General features: G+C 70.2%; 19 protein-coding genes. 12 read left to right on the top strand and 7 right to left on the bottom strand.

Annotated elements, in window-relative coordinates; all coding sequences use genetic code 11:
- Position 1 precedes the first annotated feature (1 nt).
- Complete coding sequence (locus ACQPYK_RS47920; protein ID WP_433247940.1) at positions 2-2,242, top strand: DNA polymerase III subunit gamma and tau; 2,241 nt, start codon at positions 2-4, stop codon at positions 2,240-2,242.
- Between the two features lie 55 nt (positions 2,243-2,297).
- Here ACQPYK_RS47920 and ACQPYK_RS47915 read toward each other — a convergent pair whose 3' ends face one another.
- On the bottom strand, positions 2,298-3,824 hold the full coding sequence (locus tag ACQPYK_RS47915) for a GAF domain-containing protein (protein ID WP_433247937.1): 1,527 nt from the start codon (positions 3,822-3,824) through the stop codon (positions 2,298-2,300).
- Positions 3,825-4,152: 328 nt separating this feature from the next.
- On the opposite strand from ACQPYK_RS47915, the gene ACQPYK_RS47910 reads away from it, so the two are divergent.
- The 5 genes from ACQPYK_RS47910 (at position 4,153) to ACQPYK_RS47890 (ending at position 8,062) form a co-directional block, all read left to right on the top strand.
- The gene (locus ACQPYK_RS47910; protein ID WP_306861406.1) at positions 4,153-4,506 is read left to right on the top strand and encodes a YbaB/EbfC family nucleoid-associated protein; all 354 of its coding nucleotides are present in this window, start codon (positions 4,153-4,155) and stop codon (positions 4,504-4,506) included.
- Between the two features lie 3 nt (positions 4,507-4,509).
- Positions 4,510-5,109, top strand: a complete 600-nt coding sequence (gene recR, locus ACQPYK_RS47905) for a recombination mediator RecR (protein WP_433247934.1) — start codon at positions 4,510-4,512, stop codon at positions 5,107-5,109.
- Positions 5,102-5,632: a DUF5063 domain-containing protein gene (locus ACQPYK_RS47900; protein ID WP_433247931.1), complete on the top strand. Its 531-nt coding sequence runs from the start codon at positions 5,102-5,104 to the stop codon at positions 5,630-5,632. Before recR ends, ACQPYK_RS47900 begins: the two co-directional genes overlap by 8 nt.
- 91 nt (positions 5,633-5,723) lie before the next feature.
- Entirely contained in the window at positions 5,724-6,998 is a 1,275-nt protein-coding gene (locus tag ACQPYK_RS47895; protein ID WP_433247928.1) for an aspartate kinase, read from the top strand.
- A complete protein-coding gene (locus ACQPYK_RS47890) occupies positions 6,995-8,062 on the top strand; it encodes an aspartate-semialdehyde dehydrogenase (protein ID WP_433247925.1) in 1,068 nt (355 codons plus the stop codon). The genes ACQPYK_RS47895 and ACQPYK_RS47890 overlap by 4 nt, the downstream gene beginning before the upstream one ends.
- Positions 8,063-8,286: 224 nt before the next feature.
- On the opposite strand, the gene ACQPYK_RS47885 is transcribed toward ACQPYK_RS47890, so the two are convergent.
- Positions 8,287-8,979 carry a hypothetical protein gene (locus ACQPYK_RS47885; RefSeq protein ID WP_433247922.1) on the bottom strand — a complete coding sequence of 231 codons (693 nt, stop codon included), beginning with the start codon at positions 8,977-8,979 and terminating at the stop codon, positions 8,287-8,289.
- A 48-nt stretch (positions 8,980-9,027) separates the two neighbouring features.
- Here ACQPYK_RS47885 and ACQPYK_RS47880 point away from each other — a divergent pair, with 48 nt between their 5' ends.
- Both ACQPYK_RS47880 and ACQPYK_RS47875 read left to right on the top strand, forming a co-directional pair.
- Entirely contained in the window at positions 9,028-9,702 is a 675-nt protein-coding gene (locus ACQPYK_RS47880; RefSeq protein WP_433247919.1) for a TetR family transcriptional regulator, read from the top strand.
- 82 nt (positions 9,703-9,784) lie between these two features.
- A complete protein-coding gene (locus ACQPYK_RS47875) occupies positions 9,785-10,561 on the top strand; it encodes a hypothetical protein (RefSeq protein ID WP_433247917.1) in 777 nt (258 codons plus the stop codon).
- A 68-nt stretch (positions 10,562-10,629) separates the two neighbouring features.
- On the opposite strand, the gene ACQPYK_RS47870 is transcribed toward ACQPYK_RS47875, so the two are convergent.
- Positions 10,630-11,349, bottom strand: a complete 720-nt coding sequence (locus ACQPYK_RS47870) for a hypothetical protein (RefSeq protein WP_433247914.1) — start codon at positions 11,347-11,349, stop codon at positions 10,630-10,632.
- A gap of 200 nt (positions 11,350-11,549) precedes the next feature.
- Between ACQPYK_RS47870 and ACQPYK_RS47865 the strand changes: the two genes are divergently transcribed.
- Both ACQPYK_RS47865 and ACQPYK_RS47860 read left to right on the top strand, forming a co-directional pair.
- Positions 11,550-12,530 carry an LLM class F420-dependent oxidoreductase gene (locus tag ACQPYK_RS47865; RefSeq protein ID WP_433247911.1) on the top strand — a complete coding sequence of 327 codons (981 nt, stop codon included), beginning with the start codon at positions 11,550-11,552 and terminating at the stop codon, positions 12,528-12,530.
- A gap of 144 nt (positions 12,531-12,674) precedes the next feature.
- On the top strand, positions 12,675-13,013 hold the full coding sequence (locus ACQPYK_RS47860; protein ID WP_433247908.1) for a YkvA family protein: 339 nt from the start codon (positions 12,675-12,677) through the stop codon (positions 13,011-13,013).
- On the opposite strand, the gene ACQPYK_RS47855 is transcribed toward ACQPYK_RS47860, so the two are convergent.
- The 3 genes from ACQPYK_RS47855 to ACQPYK_RS47845 form a co-directional block, all read right to left on the bottom strand.
- Complete coding sequence (locus ACQPYK_RS47855; protein WP_433247905.1) at positions 12,994-14,187, bottom strand: amidohydrolase family protein; 1,194 nt, start codon at positions 14,185-14,187, stop codon at positions 12,994-12,996. The genes ACQPYK_RS47860 and ACQPYK_RS47855 overlap by 20 nt on opposite strands.
- Before the next feature lie 168 nt (positions 14,188-14,355).
- Positions 14,356-15,096 carry a tyrosine-protein phosphatase gene (locus ACQPYK_RS47850; protein WP_433247902.1) on the bottom strand — a complete coding sequence of 247 codons (741 nt, stop codon included), beginning with the start codon at positions 15,094-15,096 and terminating at the stop codon, positions 14,356-14,358.
- A gap of 108 nt (positions 15,097-15,204) precedes the next feature.
- Positions 15,205-15,993 carry an SURF1 family cytochrome oxidase biogenesis protein gene (locus tag ACQPYK_RS47845; protein ID WP_433247899.1) on the bottom strand — a complete coding sequence of 263 codons (789 nt, stop codon included), beginning with the start codon at positions 15,991-15,993 and terminating at the stop codon, positions 15,205-15,207.
- A gap of 182 nt (positions 15,994-16,175) precedes the next feature.
- Here ACQPYK_RS47845 and ACQPYK_RS47840 point away from each other — a divergent pair, with 182 nt between their 5' ends.
- The gene (locus ACQPYK_RS47840) at positions 16,176-16,844 is read left to right on the top strand and encodes a VC0807 family protein (protein ID WP_433247896.1); all 669 of its coding nucleotides are present in this window, start codon (positions 16,176-16,178) and stop codon (positions 16,842-16,844) included.
- Here the strand turns inward: ACQPYK_RS47840 and ACQPYK_RS47835 are convergent.
- Positions 16,777-17,286 carry a winged helix-turn-helix transcriptional regulator gene (locus ACQPYK_RS47835; protein WP_433247893.1) on the bottom strand — a complete coding sequence of 170 codons (510 nt, stop codon included), beginning with the start codon at positions 17,284-17,286 and terminating at the stop codon, positions 16,777-16,779. The two genes, ACQPYK_RS47840 and ACQPYK_RS47835, sit on opposite strands and share 68 nt — an antisense overlap.
- An 85-nt stretch (positions 17,287-17,371) precedes the next feature.
- Here ACQPYK_RS47835 and ACQPYK_RS47830 point away from each other — a divergent pair, with 85 nt between their 5' ends.
- Positions 17,372-17,890, top strand: coding sequence for an N-acetyltransferase family protein (locus tag ACQPYK_RS47830; RefSeq protein ID WP_433247890.1), 519 nt, complete (start codon positions 17,372-17,374; stop codon positions 17,888-17,890).
- The last annotated feature ends 49 nt before the right edge of the window (positions 17,891-17,939 follow it).

The raw sequence follows: 17,939 nt of genomic DNA, 5'->3' as shown, positions 1-17,939 counted from the left end.
CATGAGTCTTGCGCTCTACCGCAAGTACCGGCCCGGGACCTTCGCGGAGGTCAAGGGACAGGAGCACGTCACCGAGCCGCTGCGGCAGGCGCTGCGAAGCGGCCGGATCAATCACGCCTACCTGTTCAGCGGGCCCCGGGGATGCGGCAAGACCTCCAGCGCCCGGATCCTGGCCCGTTCGCTGAACTGCGAGAAGGGCCCGACCCCCGACCCGTGCGGAGTGTGCGAGTCCTGCGTCGCGCTGGCCCCCACCGGACCCGGCCACCTCGACGTCATCGAGATCGACGCCGCCTCGCACGGTGGCGTGGACGACGCCCGCGACCTGCGTGAGCGAGCCTTCTTCGCGCCCGTGTCGGCGCGCTTCAAGATCTATATCATCGACGAGGCGCACATGGTGACCCGCGAGGGTTTCAACGCGCTGCTCAAGCTCGTCGAGGAGCCTCCTCCGCACCTGAAGTTCGTCTTCGCGACCACCGAGCCCGAGAAGGTCATCGGGACGATCAAGTCCCGGACCCACCACTATCCGTTCCGGTTGATCCCGCCCACGGCGCTGCGCACGCTCATGGAGGAGATCCTCACCTCGGAGAAGGTGCCGTTCGAGCCGGCCGCACTGCCGCTGGTGGTCCGGGCGGGCGCCGGGTCGGCGCGCGACTCGCTGTCGATCCTCGACCAGCTGTTCGCCGGATCCGACGAGGCGGGCATCACCTACGCACGCGCGGTGTCCCTGCTGGGCTACACCGACGGAGACCTGCTCGACGACGTGGTCGCCGCCTTCGCGACCCGGGACGGCGCGCAGGTCTTCCAGACCGTGAACCGGGTGATCGAAGGGGGTCACGACCCCCGCCGGTTCGCGATGGACCTGCTGGAGCGCTTCCGCGACCTGGTGATTCTGGCCAATGTGCCCGAGGCGGCCGGCAGCGGGTTGCTCGACAGGCCCGCCGACGAGCTCGAACGACTTCAGGCGCAGGTCGCCTCCATGGGCCCGGCCGAGCTGACCCGCGCCGCGGAGATCTTCAACGCGGGCCTGACCGAGATGCGCGGCGCGGCCTCACCTCGGCTGCTGCTGGAGTTGATGTGCGCCCGGACGTTGCTTCCGGGGGCCGCGCAGGGTGAGGCCGCGTTGCTGGCCAGGCTGGAGCGGTTGGAGGCCGGTGGTGTCGCGGCGGCTCCCGTCGCTCACCTCTCCGTCGCCCATGCCGCTGTCGTCTCCGCTCCCCCCGCCCCCGCGATCTCCGCCCCGACGGCCCCCGCGATCTCCGCTCCGGCGGTCCGCGCGACGCCGGCGTCCCAGGCCCCGCCGGCCGTACCGGCGACCGCCGGCACGGCCCCGGCCTCTCCCGACGAGCGGCCGTCCGCCCAGAACGGTGGAGACTGGCCCGTCGCGGTCAGACCGGGTGCTCCGGCTGCCGAGCCGCAGATCCAGCAGGCTCCCGGCGCCCAGGCGGTCGCACCGGCGGCACCGGTCTCCGCGACCGGCGCCGGAGGCGGAGCCGTTCAGCAGGCCTGGCCGCAGGTGCTCGCGGTGCTCAAGCAGCGCAGCATCGTCGTCTGGGCGAACGTCAACACCAACGCCCAGGTGGTCGGAGTCGAGGGCAAGGTCGTCACCCTGGGCTTCACCCAGGTCGGCGCCATGCGAAACTTCACCGGCGGCGGCAAGGACGCCGTGGTCGCGGCGGCGCTGCAGGACGTGCTGGGCGGCAGCTGGAAGGTCGAAGCCGTCGTCTCCGGCGGCGGCGGACCGGCTCCCTCCGGCGGTGCCCGTCCTCCGGCCGGGCCGCCCCAGAGTCCTCCACCTTCGCCCCAGAGCCCTTCGCCCCAGAGCCCGCCCGCGCGGCAGGAATCCGCTTCCCGGCCGGAGCCCGTACCGACCGCTTCGGCGGCTCCGGCGGTCGCGCCCGCCCCGGAGGCCACGGTCGCCCCGGTCCGCGAGGCTCCCCCCGCCACCGACGAGTCCTGGCCGGATGCGCCGCTGCCCGACGACCCCGGCTCCCCGCCCACCCCGAGCCCCGGCCTCGCCGCGGCCCGCTCGGCCGCCAGGGCCGCCGCGCAGTCGGGCCCCAGAGCGGCCGGCGGCAACAAGGCGGCCTGGCCGGACGCGGTGCCGAGCCGTAAGCCCGCCGTGGAGACCGACGAGGTGGATCCGCTGAACGACGCGGACGCCGACGTCGACGCGCTCACCGGCATGGCCCTCATCCAGCGCGAGCTGGGCGGCCAGATCATCGGCGAGATCGACCACACCTGACGGCCGGTCGAGGTCGCACCCGGCTATCGGCCGGACATGTCGAGGTCGCACCCGGTCACCGGTCACCGGTCGGGACATGTCGAGGTCGCACCCGGTCACCGGTCACCGGTCGGGACATGCCGAGGTCGTCCAGCCGGATCCGCGCGGCCACGGCGCGATGGTCGTCCGCAGGGAGCGTGGCGACGAGGCGTTCCAGGATCTGGATGTCGTTCCTGGTGTGCTCGGCCCCCGCGTAGGCCCATAGATCCTCCGGGGCGCCCCTGAGGAGGAGCCTGGCGCGGACCTGCCCCTCGAGCTCCTCGCGTTCGCGGCGGACGGCGGGCGCCTCGGAGCGGGGAAGCAGCGGCCCGCCGTACGCGCGGACGATCGCGCCGGCGTCCTCGGTGGCGAGGAGACGCTTGAGGTCGAGGAAATCGGCCTCGACCACGCAGGTCAGGCGGTACGGCTTGGCGGCGACGGTGGGGCCGAGCCGGGCGCGGAGACGGTGGATCTCGGCACGGACGGTCACCGAGTTGCCCTCGTCGCCGTACAGGTGGAAGGAGAGCTGATCGGTCGTCATACCGTGGGGGTTGAGGGCGAGCAGCGCGAGGATGTCGGCGTGGCGCGGCGACAACGGGACGCGGACTCCGTCGAGGCGGGCCGAGGGGTGCTCGGTGCCGAGGAAGGACAGGCTGAGCACGGGAACGCGCGGCCGGTCGCCGAGGCGCAGCAGGAAGCCCTCTCCGAGCGGGTCGAGGAAGGCCGCCCGGCCGTCGGGCAGGAGCACCCGCTCGCCCGACTCGGGCAGCCGGACACGGTACCCCCATCCCTGCGCTCGGTCACCGGCGACGACACGCCCCGTCGCGGTGACCAGCGCGCCCGGTTCGCCCCGCAACGTGCGTAGATGACTGTCTTGGCGGGCGCGGAAAAGGTCGTCGCGTTCGCGCATGCGTAGCGCGAGATGGCTCTCGACCAGGCGCGCGGTGGTCCCGACGAGCGCGACGGTCGCCGGGTGCAGGGCGCGCGTGGTGCCGCTGATGTCGATACAGCCGAGCACCTCGCCGCTGTCGGGGTCGACGATCGGCGCGGCGGAGCAGGACCAGACGTGCAGCACCCTGACCAGGTGCTCGGCGGAGAAGATGTGGACCGGTCGCCGGATCGCGAGCGCGGTGCCCATGCCGTTGGTCCCGATCGCGTCCTCGCCCCAGTGGAAGCCGTCCGCCAGTCCGACCTCGTCGGCCCGGCCCATCACCCGGCGGTCGCCGCCGCGCCAGAGCACCCGGCCGTCGGCGTCGGCGACGATCAGGACGTGCGCGCTCGCCTCGGCGGTCTCCAGGAGCGTCCCGGTGATCAGCGGCAGTAGCGCGCTCATCGGATGCGCCGACCTGACCTCGCGGATGTCCTGCTGCTCGACGGCGAGTGGGGCCGACGGCGCCTCGGGGTCGATACCGGCCTCCAGGGACCGCCGCCACGACGCGGAGATCAGGCTCCGTGGGGCCTCACCCGCCGGCCGGACGCCGGCCGGCCCGGATTCGTGCAGACGGCGCAGCCGTACCGAGTAGGAGTCCAGGTCGGGGACCGCTCTCGGGGGGCCTTCGGGCATGTGCCACCCCCGGATTCGTGCCGATTGCCGAAGCATCGACGGTGGAGGCCCCTGCTCGCAACCCATTCGACCGAACATGACGCACGAAGGGTGATTGGCCGAACGCAACCCGTGTGCAACCTGTGTTGGGCTAGGTTCGGTGTACACGCCGCCGTGTGCGGCCGCTCCGGTGCGTGTGACGTCGGGTCCCGGACGTCTGGAGGGGGGCCGGGGCCCGACCGGGGTTTAGTGCCCGTCCCTGGGGAACACGTGCCCAGGCCAGTACAACACCTGGCCGGAACCCCGTAGGCTCGTGACGACTGATGTCACGGACGAGGAGCACACGACGGTGAACCCAGGGGATGTCAACCTGCAGCAGCTGCTGGAGCAGGCACAGCTCATGCAGCAGCAGCTTGTGAGCGCCCAGCAGGAGCTGAACGACGCGGAGGTCGAGGGCTCGGCGGGCGGCGGACTTGTCGTGGCCACGGTCAACGGTGGAGGTGAGCTGCTGGAGCTGAAGATCAGCCCGGAGGCCGTCGATCCCGGTGACCCCCAGGAGACGGCCGACACCATCGCCGATCTGGTCATCGCCGCGATTCGCGATGCGGTGCGCGCCGCGGCAGACCTCCAGCAGGAGAAACTCGGCCCACTCGCACAGGGACTGGGAGGCGGGAGCGGGCTCGGCCAGCTACCCGGATTCTGAGCCATGTACGAAGGGGTCGTCCAGAACCTGATCGACGAGCTGGGAATGCTTCCCGGCGTCGGTCCCAAGAGCGCGCAGCGGATCGCGTTCCACCTGCTGGCCGCGGAGCCGGCCGACGTGAAGCGGCTCGCCCACGCGCTGCTGGAGGTCAAGGAGAAGGTCCGCTTCTGCCGGGTCTGCGGGAACGTCGCGGCCGAGGAGGAGTGCCGGATCTGCCGTGACGTCCGGCGCGATCCCCACGTGATCTGCGTCGTCGAGGAGTCCAAGGACGTGGTGGCGATCGAGAAGACCCGCGAGTTCCGGGGGCGCTACCACGTGCTCGGCGGGGCGATCAGCCCGATCGACGGCGTCGGCCCCGACGACCTCAGGATCCGCGAACTGATGACGCGCCTGGCCGACGGCCAGGTGGCCGAGCTGATCCTCGCCACCGACCCCAACCTCGAGGGGGAGGCGACGGCGACCTATCTCGCCCGTCTGGTCAAGCCGATGGGTCTGAAAGTCACACGACTGGCCAGCGGCCTGCCGGTAGGCGGTGACCTCGAATATGCCGACGAGGTCACCTTGGGCCGCGCGTTCGAAGGAAGGAGGCTGTTGGATGTCTGACGCATGGGGTGCTCTCGCGGAACGGATCGCCGAGCACGCGGAGAACTACATCGACGGCCTGACCCGGCTCGCGGGCGGTGAGGGCGGAGACGCCATCCTGCCGTTGCTCCTGGTGGAGGTGGCGCAGGTCAGCTCGGCGGGAGCGCAGCTCGGCGCCAGCCAGGACGTGATCCTGTCCGGAAACTGGGAGCCGCACCTGAGCGAGGATCCGGACGTCGACATCGTCCGTACGGCCCTGGCCGAGCGTCTGGGCCCGGTGGACGACTACGCCGAGGTCTTCGACCCCTACAAGGACACCTTGGTCACGCCGTACCGGCTGTCGGACGACCTGACCGCGGTGGCCGCCGATCTCATCCACGGCCTGCGGCACTACCAGGCGGGCCGCCCGCTGGAGGCTCTGTGGTGGTGGCAGTACTCCTATTTCAACACCTGGGGCAACCACGCCGGGGCGGCGATGCGCGCCCTCCAGGCTCTTGTCGCGCACACCCGTCTGGATGTGGCGGAAGAGCGTACAACGGTGTGATCGTCCACATGCTGGGCCATACCAGGAGTGACTTACCAGAGCGCCAGTAGAATGTGAGCTCCACAGCCCTAGATTGCTTCGGAGACATCTCGTGGCGCTCGTTGTTCAGAAGTACGGTGGTTCGTCCGTCGCCGACGCGACCTGCATCAAGCGGGTCGCCCAGCGGATCGTCGCGACGAAAAAAGCCGGCAACGACGTCGTGGTGGCCGTCTCGGCGATGGGCGACACCACCGACGAGCTGCTGGACCTCGCCCAGCAGGTCTCGCCGCTGCCCCCGGGGCGCGAGCTCGACATGCTGCTCACCTCCGGCGAGCGCATCTCGATGGCGCTGCTGGCGATGGCGATCGCCAACCTGGGTTACGAAGCCCGGTCGTTCACCGGCTCCCAGGCCGGGGTGATCACCACCTCCTCCCACGGCCGCGCCCGCATCATCGACGTGACGCCCGGCCGCATCCGGGAGGCCCTCGACGGCGGTCAGATCGCGATCGTGGCCGGCTTCCAGGGCGTCTCCCAGGACACCAAGGACATCACCACGCTCGGCCGGGGCGGTACGGACACGACCGCCGTCGCGCTCGCCGCCGCCCTGGGCGCGGACGTGTGCGAGATCTACACCGACGTGGACGGCATCTTCACCGCGGACCCGCGCATCGTCCCGGTCGCCCGTAAGATCCCCCAGATCTCCTTCGAGGAGATGATGGAGATGGCGGCGTGCGGTGCGAAGATCCTGCACCTGCGCTGCGTGGAGTACGCTCGCCGTTTCAACGTGCCGATCCACGTCAGAAGCTCGTTCAGCACCAAGGAAGGCACGTGGGTCATCTCCGACCCCGACAGCGAAGGAAAAGAGATGGAGCAGCCGATAATCTCCGGCGTCGCGCACGACCGGAGCGAGGCCAAGATCACCGTTGTCGGGGTGCCCGACAAGGTCGGCGAGGCTGCCACGATCTTCAAAACGCTGGCCGACGCCGAAGTCAACATCGACATGATCGTGCAGAACGTGTCGGCGGCGGCGACCGGTCGGACGGACATCTCCTTCACGCTGCCCACGAGCGACGGCTCCACGGCACTCACCGCACTGAAGAAGATCCAGGAGCGCATCGGCTTCGAATCGCTGCTCTTCGACGACCAGATCGGAAAGGTGTCGCTGATCGGCGCGGGCATGCGCTCGCACCCCGGCGTCACCGCGACGTTCTTCGCCGCCATCGCCGACGCGGGCGTGAACATCGAGATGATCTCCACCTCGGAGATCCGCATCTCGGTGATCGTCGGGCAGGACGAGGTGGACGCCGCGGTCACCGCCGCGCACCACGCGTTCGATCTCGACGCCGACCAGGTTGAAGCTGTGATCTACGGAGGTACCGGGCGATGAGCCGCAAGCCCACTCTTGCTCTGATCGGTGCGACCGGTGCCGTCGGCACCGTCATGCGCGACATCATCTCCACCCGGGAGGACGTCTACGGCGAGATCAAGCTCGTCGCCTCCGCCCGGTCGGCAGGCAAGGTCCTGCAGGTCCGCGGGGAGGACCTGGTCGTCCAGGAGCTGACCCCCGAGGTCTTCGACGGCGTCGACATCGCCATCTTCGACGTGCCGGACGAGGTCTCCGCGGTCTGGGTGCCGATCGCCGCCGAGCGCGGCGCGATCGCCGTCGACAAGTCGGGCACCTTCCGGATGAACCCCGAGGTTCCGCTGGTCGTGCCGGAGGTCAACCCGCAGGCCGCCCGCAACCGCCCGCTGGGCATCATCTCCACCCCCAACTGCACCACGCTGTCGATGATGGCCGCGATGGGCGCGCTCCACGAGGAGTACGGCCTGCGCGAGTTGGTGGTCGCCTCCTACCAGGCGGTCTCCGGCGCGGGTGTGGCAGGCTCGGCCCGTCTCTACGACGAGATCGAGGCCCTGGCGGGTGACCGGACGATCGGGCAGAGCGCCGGTGACGTGCGCAAGGCCCTGCAGAACAAGCTGGGCGAGGGGGAGTCGCCGTTCCCGGCGCCGGTGGCGTTCAACGTCGTGCCCTGGGCGGGATCGCTCAAGGACGGCGGATGGGCCTCGGAGGAGATCAAGCTTCGCAACGAGTCCCGGAAGATCCTCGGGATCGACGACCTGAAGGTCTCGGCGACCTGCGTCCGCGTCCCGGTGATCACGACCCACTCGCTTGCGGTGCACGCGACCTTCGAGCGCGAGATCACCGTCGCCGACGCGCACCGGATCCTGGAGGCCGCCCCGACCGTGGTCGTCATGGACGACCCGGCCAACGGCGTCTTCCCGACCCCGGCCGACGTGGTCGGCACCGACCCGACCTACGTGGGGCGCATCCGTCAGGCGCTCGACTTCCCCAATACCCTGGACCTGTTCGTCTGCGGTGACAACCTTCGCAAGGGCGCGGCCCTGAACGCGGCGGAGATCGCCGAACTGGTCGTGGCCGAAATCGTCTAGCCCTCTCCGTCGCGTGGCGGAGGCCGTTCTCTCGCCGTACGGCGGCGCCGAGCGCCGCCGTACGGCCTTTTCACGCCGGACGGGGCTGTGTGTCCTTTCCCGCGGGCGCGGCTGCGCCGTCTTTCCCATGGGGCGCGGCTGTGTGTTCTTTCCCATGGGACGCGGCTGCGCCGTCTTCCCTGCGGGGCACGGTCGTGCGGGCGGGGACGTCGCAGCCACGGGCCTCAGCGGAAGAGGATGTCCCAGTGGTCGGCCTCGCGGGCGTAGATGGTTCCCGAATCCCGGTAAAGGGGGGCTCCGTCGCCGCGGACGCTGTCGAAGACATGTTCGTGCGTGATGTATTGGTTGATGCAGTGGTTGGGCTTGATGTCCAGTTTGTAGCCCCGGTGATGGCTGTAGCGGCCGGGAGCGTGGCCGACCTCGGTGCCGCCGGTGACGACGATCGGGCAGTCGCTTTGACGCTTCAGCGCGATCACGTCGGTCACGGTGGCCGTCCGTATCGCCTCCAGCGAGGTGCACCAGCGCACCTGGCGGTCGGTGCAGTGTCCGGACGACTTCCAGCGCAGGCCGGCGTTCCTCAGCTGTTGGGCGGCCTGCGCGTGAGCGAGCCGGATCGGCTGATCGGGCCTCGTTCCCGACCCCGTTCCCATCACGACCACCCGCTGATATGGGTCTGACAGGCCGGTTTCGCGGTTTCCGGCGGCCGCGGCGAGGCCCGGCGAGGCCAGCGTGATGGACGATATCTGAACAACCAGCAGCATCCCGGCCGTGAGCCGTGCGGCACGCTGCATACAGGGACGTGTCCCCATCTCATTTATCCCTTGTGACGGGAGCCCTCCCACCAAATGGATCAATCCCACATTGGAACCGGTATGACCCCTCTGGGCGGTTGATTTTTGCCCGGTGATGGTGATCATCGTGTGGCGCGATGACCTAACGGCGCCATGGGTCGTAAAGTGACGAACGTGGCCGAGCCGACCCAGAGAAGCCGGGGATCAGACAAGACCCGCGAAGTCATCGTGGAGACGGCCTTACGGCTTTTCCGTGAGCGTGGATACGAAGCCACCACGATGCGGGCCATCGCCGCCGAAGCGGGCGTTTCGGTGGGCAATGCCTACTACTACTTCGCCTCCAAAGAGGCCTTGGTCCAGGCCTACTACGACCGAGCACAGGCCGAGCACGAGGCCGCCTGCGAGGAGCTGCTGGCCACCGAGCGCTCCTTCGCCGTGCGGCTGGGCGGGGTGCTGCGGGAGTGGGTGCGCGTCTCGGAGCCGTATCACGAGTTCGCGGTGAAGTTCTTCAAGCACGCGGCCGAGCCGAGCAATCCCCTCAGCCCGTTCAGCGCCGAATCGTCACCCGCCCGGGACTCGGCGATCGAGATCTACCGCCGGGTGGTGGAAGGGTCGGCGGACCGGATGGACGCCGAGCTCAGGGCCGAGCTGCCGGAGCTGCTGTGGCTGATGTCGATGGGGGTCGTGCTGTTTTGGGTGCACGACACCTCGGAAGGGTGCCGGCGGACCTACCGGTTCATCGATCTCAGTGTGCCGCTGGTGGACCGGTTGGTCGGGTTGTCCCATCTGCCGGGCCTGCGCGGCATCGCCCGTGACTTCATCGCGGGGGTCCACGAACTTCGTGCGTGACGTTCGGCGCGAACCACGAGAATTCGAGTAACGAACACATTACCCTCGGTAGTTAGTTTGATGACGAGTCCGAGGGAGTCTCATGGGCTGGGTAACCATGCTGGTCGTGACATCCGTCGCGATCATGCTGATCGCGCTTCTCGTGCTCAGGCGCAGGGGCAGGGCGGACGAGAGCGGCGGCTCCGCGTCGGTGGACTTCTCCGCCAATCTCGCCCTCGCCGTCTACCTGCTGGTGCTGGCCTACGCCGCGGTGCTCTGCCGCGACGCGCTCTCGACGTCGCAGACCGACGTCCAGGCCGAGGCGGAGACCCTCACCGAGATGTACTGGTCGATCGCGCCGATCCCGGAGGCGGCGCCGATCCGGGCCCAGATCCGGGACTACTCCACCAAGAGCGTCGAGCTCGACTGGCCGCTGATGGCCAGGGGCGGCATGTCCCCGATCCCCACGAGGATGCTGGAGGACATGCGCACCGCGACGATCCAGTTGCGGCCGGCCCAGGAGGAGGGCAAGGGCTTCCAGCAGGACGCGATCAGCCATGTCTCCGAGGTCGCCCACGCGCGCGCCGTCCGCGCGGACGACGCCGACACGGGCCTGGAGAGCATCTTCGTGATCTCGATGATCATCTCCGGGTTGCTGGTCATCGCGCTGCCCTGGACACTCGGCGCGAAGCCCACCCTCCCGTCGATCGTCGGTGACGCCGTCAGGGTGGGTGTGGTCGTCATCGGCATCGGCTTCATCATGCTGATCAGCCGTCCGTTCAGCGGGGTGGGCGCGGTCGGGCCCGAGGCCTTCAAGGCGGCGCAGCACCAGTACGACCAGATCGACGCCCGGTTCCCGGTGCGGTTCCCGGCGCAGTAGCGGCTGCTGCGTTCCTTCGAAAAGCCCGCCGGCGGAAGTGTCCGCCGGCGGGCTTTCGCGTCCGGTCGCTACCGGCGTGCCTTGCCGTTCAGCGCGGCGACCGCGGTGACAGAGATGACGCCGGTGAAGACCACCAGGATGACCATCCGGCGGTCGGTGCCCCGGCGCCGCTCGGCGAAGCGGTCCAGCACCAGGTGTCGCTCCAGCAGGCGAGGGGCGGGAGACAACGTGGGCGTGGGCGTGGGCGTGGGGGGCGGGCTCGGGCTCGGAGTCGGTGAGGGGACGGCCTCCGGCGCGACGGCGATACGGCGAGGCCGGGGTCGCGGCGGGGGCGGTTCGGCGGGCCGGACCGCCGAGGGCCGGGGGGTGGGCGGTTTCGGCGGCATGGGCGTGGGGGGCGGGGGTGCCGTCGGGTACGGCGGCTCGGGTGTGGGGTATCCGGGCTCCGATGGATAGTCCGGCTCCGCCGGGTAGTCCGGTTCCGTCGGGGGGTCGGTCTCCGGATGGTCGGCGTCCGGGGATTGCGACTCCGTCACCGTCGGCTGGGCCTGGAAGGACGGCTCCGGGGTGGCGGGGGACTCCGGTTCGGAACAGGTCGGGGCCGGATCCGTGCGGATCCGCAGGAGACGGCCGAGCAGTGACCTGTCGTGTCCGGACTCCCGGCAGTGGGGGTGATGGGTGCTCTGATCGCCGGCGAACGCCGCGGTGCCGCCGAACCCGGCCAGCGCCGGTGCGGTCATGCAGGTCGCTAGGATCGCCGCGCCGAGCAGCCCTCGTCGTTGTCTCACGCGCCGCTTCATCGTCACCTAAAGGTTCTAACATCTGACGCAGTGTGATGAAGGGATAAGTGTGCGGACGGTAAAGATCGTTCCTCGACTACATACCGTCCGGTTGGTACGGTCAACCCATTGACGACCCCCCAGGCCGGTGCGGCAAGCTACATCAGAACATCGTTCTAGACGGCAATCACGAACACGGAGGCGGCACGATGGCTACGGGCGCACGCTGGGGCATGACGATCCCCTTCCATGACCGCACGCTGGCCGAGTCCAGGGAACTGGTCGCCGAGCTGCCCGGGCTCGGCTACACCGACGTCTGGTCCGCCGAGGTCAACGGCGTCGACGGCTTCGTGCCGCTGGCGCTGGCCGCCGAATGGGCCCCCGGCGTACGGCTCGGCAGCGCGATCGTCCCGGTCTCCACCCGGGGTCCCGGCCTGCTGGCCATGTCCGCCGCCACACTCGCCGACCTCGCCCCCGAACGGTTCGTGCTGGGCATCGGCGCCTCCTCCCCGGTCATCGTCGAGCGGTGGAACGCCGGCGAGTTCGTCAAGCCGTTCGCCAGGACCAGAGACACCCTGCGCTTCCTGAAGAAGGCCCTCGCCGGGGAGAAGGTCACCGAGAAGTACGAGACGTTCGAGGTCAAGGGATTCAAGCTGGAGCGCACCCCCGGCATCCCGCCGAAGATCGTGCTCGCCGCGCTGCGGCCCCGCATGCTCCGGCTGGCCGCCGCCGAAGCCGACGGCGCGATCACCAACTGGCTCTCGCCGCAGGACGTGCGCAAGGTCAGGGCCGAGGTCGCCCCGGACACCGAGCTGATCGCCCGGCTGTTCGTGTGCGTCAGCGAGGACGCGGAGAAGGTGCGTGAGCTCGGTCGTCGGATGCTCGCCGCCTACCTCACCGTCCCGGTCTACGCGGCCTTCCACGACTGGCTGGGACGCGGTGAGGTGCTGCGGCCGATGCACGAGGCCTGGGCCGCCGGTGACCGGCGGACGGCGCTCAAGGCCATCCCGGACGAGGTCGTGGACGCGCTCATCGTGCACGGCGACGCGGCGACCTGCCGGGCCAGGATCCGGCAGTACGTGGACAACGGGCTGACCACCCCGGTGCTCGCCCCCGTTCCCGGAGGAGAGGTTCCCCTCGCGCAGGCCGTACGGGATATGGCGCCCAGCGCGGGTGACCGGACGCGGTGACGGCGCGGCGTGCAGTGACGGCGCGGGACGCGGTGTGCGGTGACGCGGTGCGCCGTGGGAACCGGCCGTGGAGATCACGCGTTATATCGTGAGACGGCGGGGTAGGGCACCGCCAGACGAGCGTGCTCCCAAGGAGGTTCCCCCATGGCGAAGGCGGCGCGTGCGGCACAGGCCTGGCGGACGTACAAGAACGTGACGGAGCCGGGGTCCCCCGCTCTCGGCACCCGCCTGCGGGCCATCCCGAAGATGGTCGGCGCGGTGATGCGCGGGCACTACCCCGGCATGGGCAGGAGCAAGCTGGCCATGCTGGGCCTCGGCGTGCTCTACATCATCTCGCCGATCGACATCGTTCCTGACTTCCTGATGCTCATCGGGGTGGCCGACGACTTCGGCGTCTTCCTGTGGCTGATGGGCTCGCTGCTCGGCGAGAGCGGCCGCTACGTCGACTGGGAGCGCAGGCAGGTCAGAGCTTTTCCATCCTGAGCCAGGCGCGGGAGGGCAGCGGGTGGCCGAACAGGCGGGCGGCGTTGCCGTAGGCGACCCTGGCGATGTCGGCGGGCGGCAGGCTGCCCAGGTTCGTCGCCACGGCCTGCTGCGTGTCGGGCCAGGTGGAGTCGGAGTGGGGGTAGCCGCTCTCCAGCAGGACGTGCTCCAGGCCCACGGCCAGGCGCACCCCGGACAGGGCGTGGTCGTTGAGCGTGCCGAAGAAGAAGTTGCGGCGCAGGACCTCGCTCGGCTTCAGGCCGCCCTCCCATGAGGCCTCGCCCGCGACCGGGTGGTCCAGCGCGTAGTCGGCCCGCTCGGCCAGCATCGGCAGCCAGCCCACGCCGCCCTCCACGATCAGGATGCGCAGCGCGGGGAAGCGCAGCGGCACGCCCGACCAGAGCCAGTCGGCGCAGGCGAACATGGCGCTCGCCGGCATCAGCGTGGTGATCGCCTCGATCGGGGTGTCAGGAGACGGTACCGGGGCCCAGGAGCCCGCGCCGGCGTGCAGGCAGACGACGGTGCCCGTCTCCTCGCAGGCCTGGAAGAACGGGTCCCAGTGGTCGCTGTGGATGGACGGCAGGCGCAGCCGGGTGGGGAACTCGGGAAAGAGCACGGCTTTGAAACCGCGGGCCGCGTTGTCCCGGATCTCCTTGGCCGCGACCTCCGGGTCGGTCAGCCAGGGCAGCTGCAGGGCGATGATCCGCTCCGGGTAGGTGCCGGCCCAGACGTCGACGTGCCAGTCGTTCCACGCCCGCAGGACCGACAGGCCCAGCTCCTGGTCGCGGGTCTTGGCGAAGACCATCCCGGACTGCCCGGCCAGCATGCCGGGGAAGCACAGCGCCGCCCAGACGCCGGCCCGGTCCATGTCCTCGATGCGGGCCTCGATGTCGTGACAGCCCGGCCGCATCTGCTCGAACCGCACGGGGTCGAGCGTCCACTGTTCGCGCGGCAGGCCGGCGCCCACGTCGAGTCCGGCGCAGGGGTAGGTGGCCCCGCCGTATCGCCACACCTGGTGGCCTGAGTCGGTCTCGACCACCTTGGGGGCGAGATCGGCGTATTTCTCGGGGAGCCGGTCGGTGAACATGTCGGGCGGCTCGATCAGGTGATCATCGGCGGAAATGATCACATAGTCCCGCCGCCTGGGCTCAGGGTCGGGCAGCGGCGTAGTCACGCGGTAAACCGTACGTCGCTGGCATAACGCTCATCAAGCTGCGAGGTCTCCGCTTGGTATCTCTCGGCTCCTGGATGGGCCCCGGGACCACCGTCGGGGGAAAGGCAGCGGCCCCGGGGGCGGACCCGCCCGGAGGGTGCTGCTCTTGGCGGGCCCTGATGGCTGCCCCTACCCAGAGATCGTCCAAATATCGGGATTTTTCAGAAGATGGTGTTGGAGGGCGGCTATCACTTTCTCGTCCAGCCCCAGCGTTCCCAGGCAGTAGTCACGGACCGGGCCGAGCTCGGCCAGGAACAGCCGCATCGCCTCTGCGGGCGCCTGGCCGAATCCGGGCCACGGCACCGGCTCGGTGGGATTCTCCCGCCGCCAGTACGCGATCAGCCGGGGAGTGGCCAGCCCGGTCAACGCGTAGTCGGCGATCACGTCTTCCTCCGCCACCGACAACAGGCGCAGGACCAGCGCCGCCAGCACCCCGGTGCGGTCCTTGCCCGCCGCGCAGTGGATCACCACGGGCGCGTTGCCCGCCTCGGAGATCACCTCCAGGGCGCTCCTGATCTCGGTTTTCCCGTCCTGGGCCACCTCGTGGTAGCGGTCGGCGAAGAACCGGGCGAGCCCGGCGTCGGGCCGGTAGTCCCGCTCGACGTTCCAGTACCGGTGCTCCACCGAGAGGTTGTGGTAGCGCGGCCCGTGCGGCGCCCGGCCCCGGCGCTCGATCTCCACGGGGTGGCGCAGGTCGATCACCGTGCGGATGCCGAGGCCGTGGAAGCGCTCAAGGTCGTCGTCGGCGAGCCGGTGCAGCGAGTCCGAACGGTAGAGCCGCTGCCAGCGCACCTCCCGCCCGTCCTCGGTGGCGTAGCCGCCCACGTCCCGGAAGTTGTGCAGCCGCGCGAACTCGATATGCCGGATCACGCGCACCAACTTATCCAGTGGCGGAGATCTTTCAACGGGCGTGCGCGACGGGAGCCGCCCGCGGCAGAGGCGCCGGCCCGCGGTCCTGTCGCCGGGAGGAACGCGGTGTCAGGCGTCGACGGGCTGCGTCTCCTTCTTCCCGGCCTCCTCGGCCCTGAGGTCGGCGGCCTCCCTGCGGATCAGCAGCGCCCAGCCGCCGACCGCGATGCCGATGAACAGCCACCACTGCACGCCGTACGCCAGGTTGAGGCCGCCACCCGCGCCGACGTCCGGCTCGGGCACGGGCACGGGCGCCGCGGCGGCCGCGGGCGACTGCGCGGTCAGCTCCACATATCCGCCGAAGAGCCGGTACGGCAGGCCGCGCCCGATCGACTCGGTGTTGATCAGCAGGACCTGGCCCGGGGGAAGACCGGCACGGTTCTGGATGCCCGAGGACTCCTCGGTCTCGGTGGGACGTAGCCGCCCGGTGACAGTCACCTCACCCGCACTCGGCGCGGGGACCTCGGGAAGGGCGTCGGCCGTGGCTCCCGCCTTGACCCAGCCCCGGTTCACCAGCACGCCCTGGCCGTTGCCGGTGTTCAGCGGGGTGAGCACGTAGAAGCCCAGCACGCCCTCCTGGGGGCGGCGGCGGACCAGGAACTGGTGGGCCGGGTCGAACGTTCCGGTGGCGGTCACCGAGCGGTATTTGTCCTGGACGCGCACGGTGCCGCCGGGGGTGGTCAGCTTCTCCACGGGCACCGGGGCGGCCGCCAGGTTGGCGGTGATCTCGTGGCTGCTGGTGGACCGCTCCTCGTAACGCCCGAACTGCCAACGGCCCAGGAACACGAAGGCGGGAATGACCAGCAGGACCACCACATGAAGGGCGATCCAGCGAGGAGTCAGAAGGAACCGGTACACGTCCCCAAGGGTAGGCACCACGGGTACCGCTCCGTCCTCCGACCACGTCTTTCGCCGTAGTAGGGTGCCCCGGAGCGCTCGATCGTGGAAGTCGGGAAGGCCTGTCGGGCACTCCGGACATCCCGTATGGTCGGGTGGATTCGTCCCCCGGATCGTTCCATCACCTCCGGAGCCCGCGCCTGATGACTCTGCTCCTGTCGCCCCCCGTGGTTCCGGTCGCGCTGCCCCGCCTCGGGGTGCTGCTGCGGCACGCCGCTCCCCGGGTGCTGGAGGGAATGATCCTCCCCGTCGCCGTCTTCTACGCCGGACTGGTGCTCTTCGGCCTGTACGGCGCGCTGGTCGTGGCGGTGAGCTGGGTCTACGGCGGGATCGTCTGGCGACTGGTCAGGCGCAGGCCGGTGCCCGGCACGGTGATCCTGGCGGGTGGGATGATCACGATCAGGGCGGTGCTGGCCGGGGTGACCGGCAGTCCGGTGCTGTTCTTCCTGCAGCCCTGCCTCGGCGTCTTCTGCGCGAGCATGGGCTTCCTGCTCACCGCGACGCTGCGGCGCCCGCTGGTCCAGCGGGTGGCGACCGACCTGGTCCCGCTCCCCGAGCACCTGCTGGAGCATCCGCGAATGCGCCGTTTCTTCGTGTGGCAGTCGGTGCTGTGGGGCGGCGCGCAGTTCCTCAACGCGACGCTGAGCCTGTGGCTGCTGCTCAGCCAGTCCGTGGAGACCTATCTCGTCGTGCGGACCACGGCGGTCGCGGTACTGCTCGGCGCCGCGGCGCTGATCTCGGTGCTCAGCTTCCGGAACTGCCTGCGCGCGCTGCAGCGCGCGGGAGCATGCCGGGTCCGGGGCGCGGGGTGACCTCTCGGGGACCGGCGATCTCGTGGCCGTCGGCGCAGTGGAAGTGCTGCTCGACCGGGGCCCCGCAGCCTCGGTGGGTGAGCAGGACCGGCGGACCCTCCTGGTCGGCGAGATGGCGGTCGCCCCATCGCATCAGCGCCACCAGCGCCGGATAGAGGTCGAGCCCCATCGGCGTCAGCCGGTATTCGTCACGCCTGCGCTGGCCGGGCTCGCGGTAGGGGACCTTGCGCAGCAGCCCCTCCTCCACCAGCCGGGTCAGCCGGGCACTGAGCACCTGCCGGGGGGCTCCGGTGGCCGCCTGCATGTCGGCGAAGCGACGCACCCCCTTGAACGCCTCTCTGAGCACAAGGAACGTCCATTTCTCGCCGACGACGGTCAGGGCGCGCTCGATGGAGCAGTTGTCCACCCGGAAGAGCATGTCGCCCGGGGCCGTCTCACTCATCTCCGCATCGTAAGCCGCCATGGCGTCACCTCCAACGCGCCTAAGTCTAGTTGACATACCCAGCTGATGAGAGAACTCTAGGTTCATGCTACGAACTCAGCTCGCGCGGCCGCACCGCGTTCCGTCGCCGTCCCCGTACGGCGGCGGCGTCGAGATCCGGCCGGCGCGGGCCGACGACGAGGAGCGGGTCCGCCGCTTCCTCGCGGGACTGTCGCCACGCACCCAGACGCTGCGGTTCTTCACCGTGGTGAGCCATCCGGGCGCGGGCTTCGTGCGGGCACTGCTCGCGGTGGACGAGCGGCGCGACGTGCTGCTCGCCGTGATCGGGGAGGTCGTCGTCGGTCATGCGATGAGCTTCAAGGGAGCCGCCACCGACGTCGAGATCGCCCTGGTGGTGGCCGACGAGTGGCAGGGGCGGGGGCTCGGCTCCCGGCTCACCCGGCGGCTGCTGCGCAGGGCCTTCGCCGCCGGGGCCCGGACGCTGGGGATGGACGTGCTCGGCGACAACCGGAAGGTGTTGTCGATGGTCCGGGGGGCATGGCCGGATGCGATCATGAAAGCCTCCGGCGGGACCGTTGAGGTGACCGCCACGGTGGACCTGTGACCTGGGGCGGGGTTTCCCGCCACCGGCAGGGAGCGGGCGGGGCGGCGAC

The organism is Streptosporangium sp. CA-135522 (assembly GCF_050949235.1).
In the GTDB taxonomy this organism is placed as follows: Bacteria; Actinomycetota; Actinomycetes; order Streptosporangiales; family Streptosporangiaceae; genus Streptosporangium.
This window is presented reverse-complemented; position numbering and strand designations above follow the sequence as displayed.

Excerpts from the sequence above, each read along its gene's own strand:
- ACQPYK_RS47860 (WP_433247908.1), top strand. The coding sequence starts at position 12,675 with ATGGCGAAGGCGGCGCGTGCGGCACAGGCCTGGCGGACGTACAAGAAC.
- ACQPYK_RS47865 (WP_433247911.1), top strand. The coding sequence starts at position 11,550 with ATGGCTACGGGCGCACGCTGGGGCATGACGATCCCCTTCCATGACCGC.
- ACQPYK_RS47875 (WP_433247917.1), top strand. The coding sequence starts at position 9,785 with ATGGGCTGGGTAACCATGCTGGTCGTGACATCCGTCGCGATCATGCTG.
- recR (WP_433247934.1), top strand. The coding sequence starts at position 4,510 with ATGTACGAAGGGGTCGTCCAGAACCTGATCGACGAGCTGGGAATGCTT.
- ACQPYK_RS47840 (WP_433247896.1), top strand. The coding sequence starts at position 16,176 with ATGACTCTGCTCCTGTCGCCCCCCGTGGTTCCGGTCGCGCTGCCCCGC.
- ACQPYK_RS47830 (WP_433247890.1), top strand. The coding sequence starts at position 17,372 with ATGCTACGAACTCAGCTCGCGCGGCCGCACCGCGTTCCGTCGCCGTCC.
- ACQPYK_RS47835 (WP_433247893.1), bottom strand. The coding sequence starts at position 17,286 with ATGAGTGAGACGGCCCCGGGCGACATGCTCTTCCGGGTGGACAACTGC.
- ACQPYK_RS47920 (WP_433247940.1), top strand. The coding sequence starts at position 2 with ATGAGTCTTGCGCTCTACCGCAAGTACCGGCCCGGGACCTTCGCGGAG.
- ACQPYK_RS47900 (WP_433247931.1), top strand. The coding sequence starts at position 5,102 with ATGTCTGACGCATGGGGTGCTCTCGCGGAACGGATCGCCGAGCACGCG.
- ACQPYK_RS47890 (WP_433247925.1), top strand. The coding sequence starts at position 6,995 with ATGAGCCGCAAGCCCACTCTTGCTCTGATCGGTGCGACCGGTGCCGTC.
- ACQPYK_RS47915 (WP_433247937.1), bottom strand. The coding sequence starts at position 3,824 with ATGCCCGAAGGCCCCCCGAGAGCGGTCCCCGACCTGGACTCCTACTCG.
- ACQPYK_RS47885 (WP_433247922.1), bottom strand. The coding sequence starts at position 8,979 with ATGATCACCATCACCGGGCAAAAATCAACCGCCCAGAGGGGTCATACC.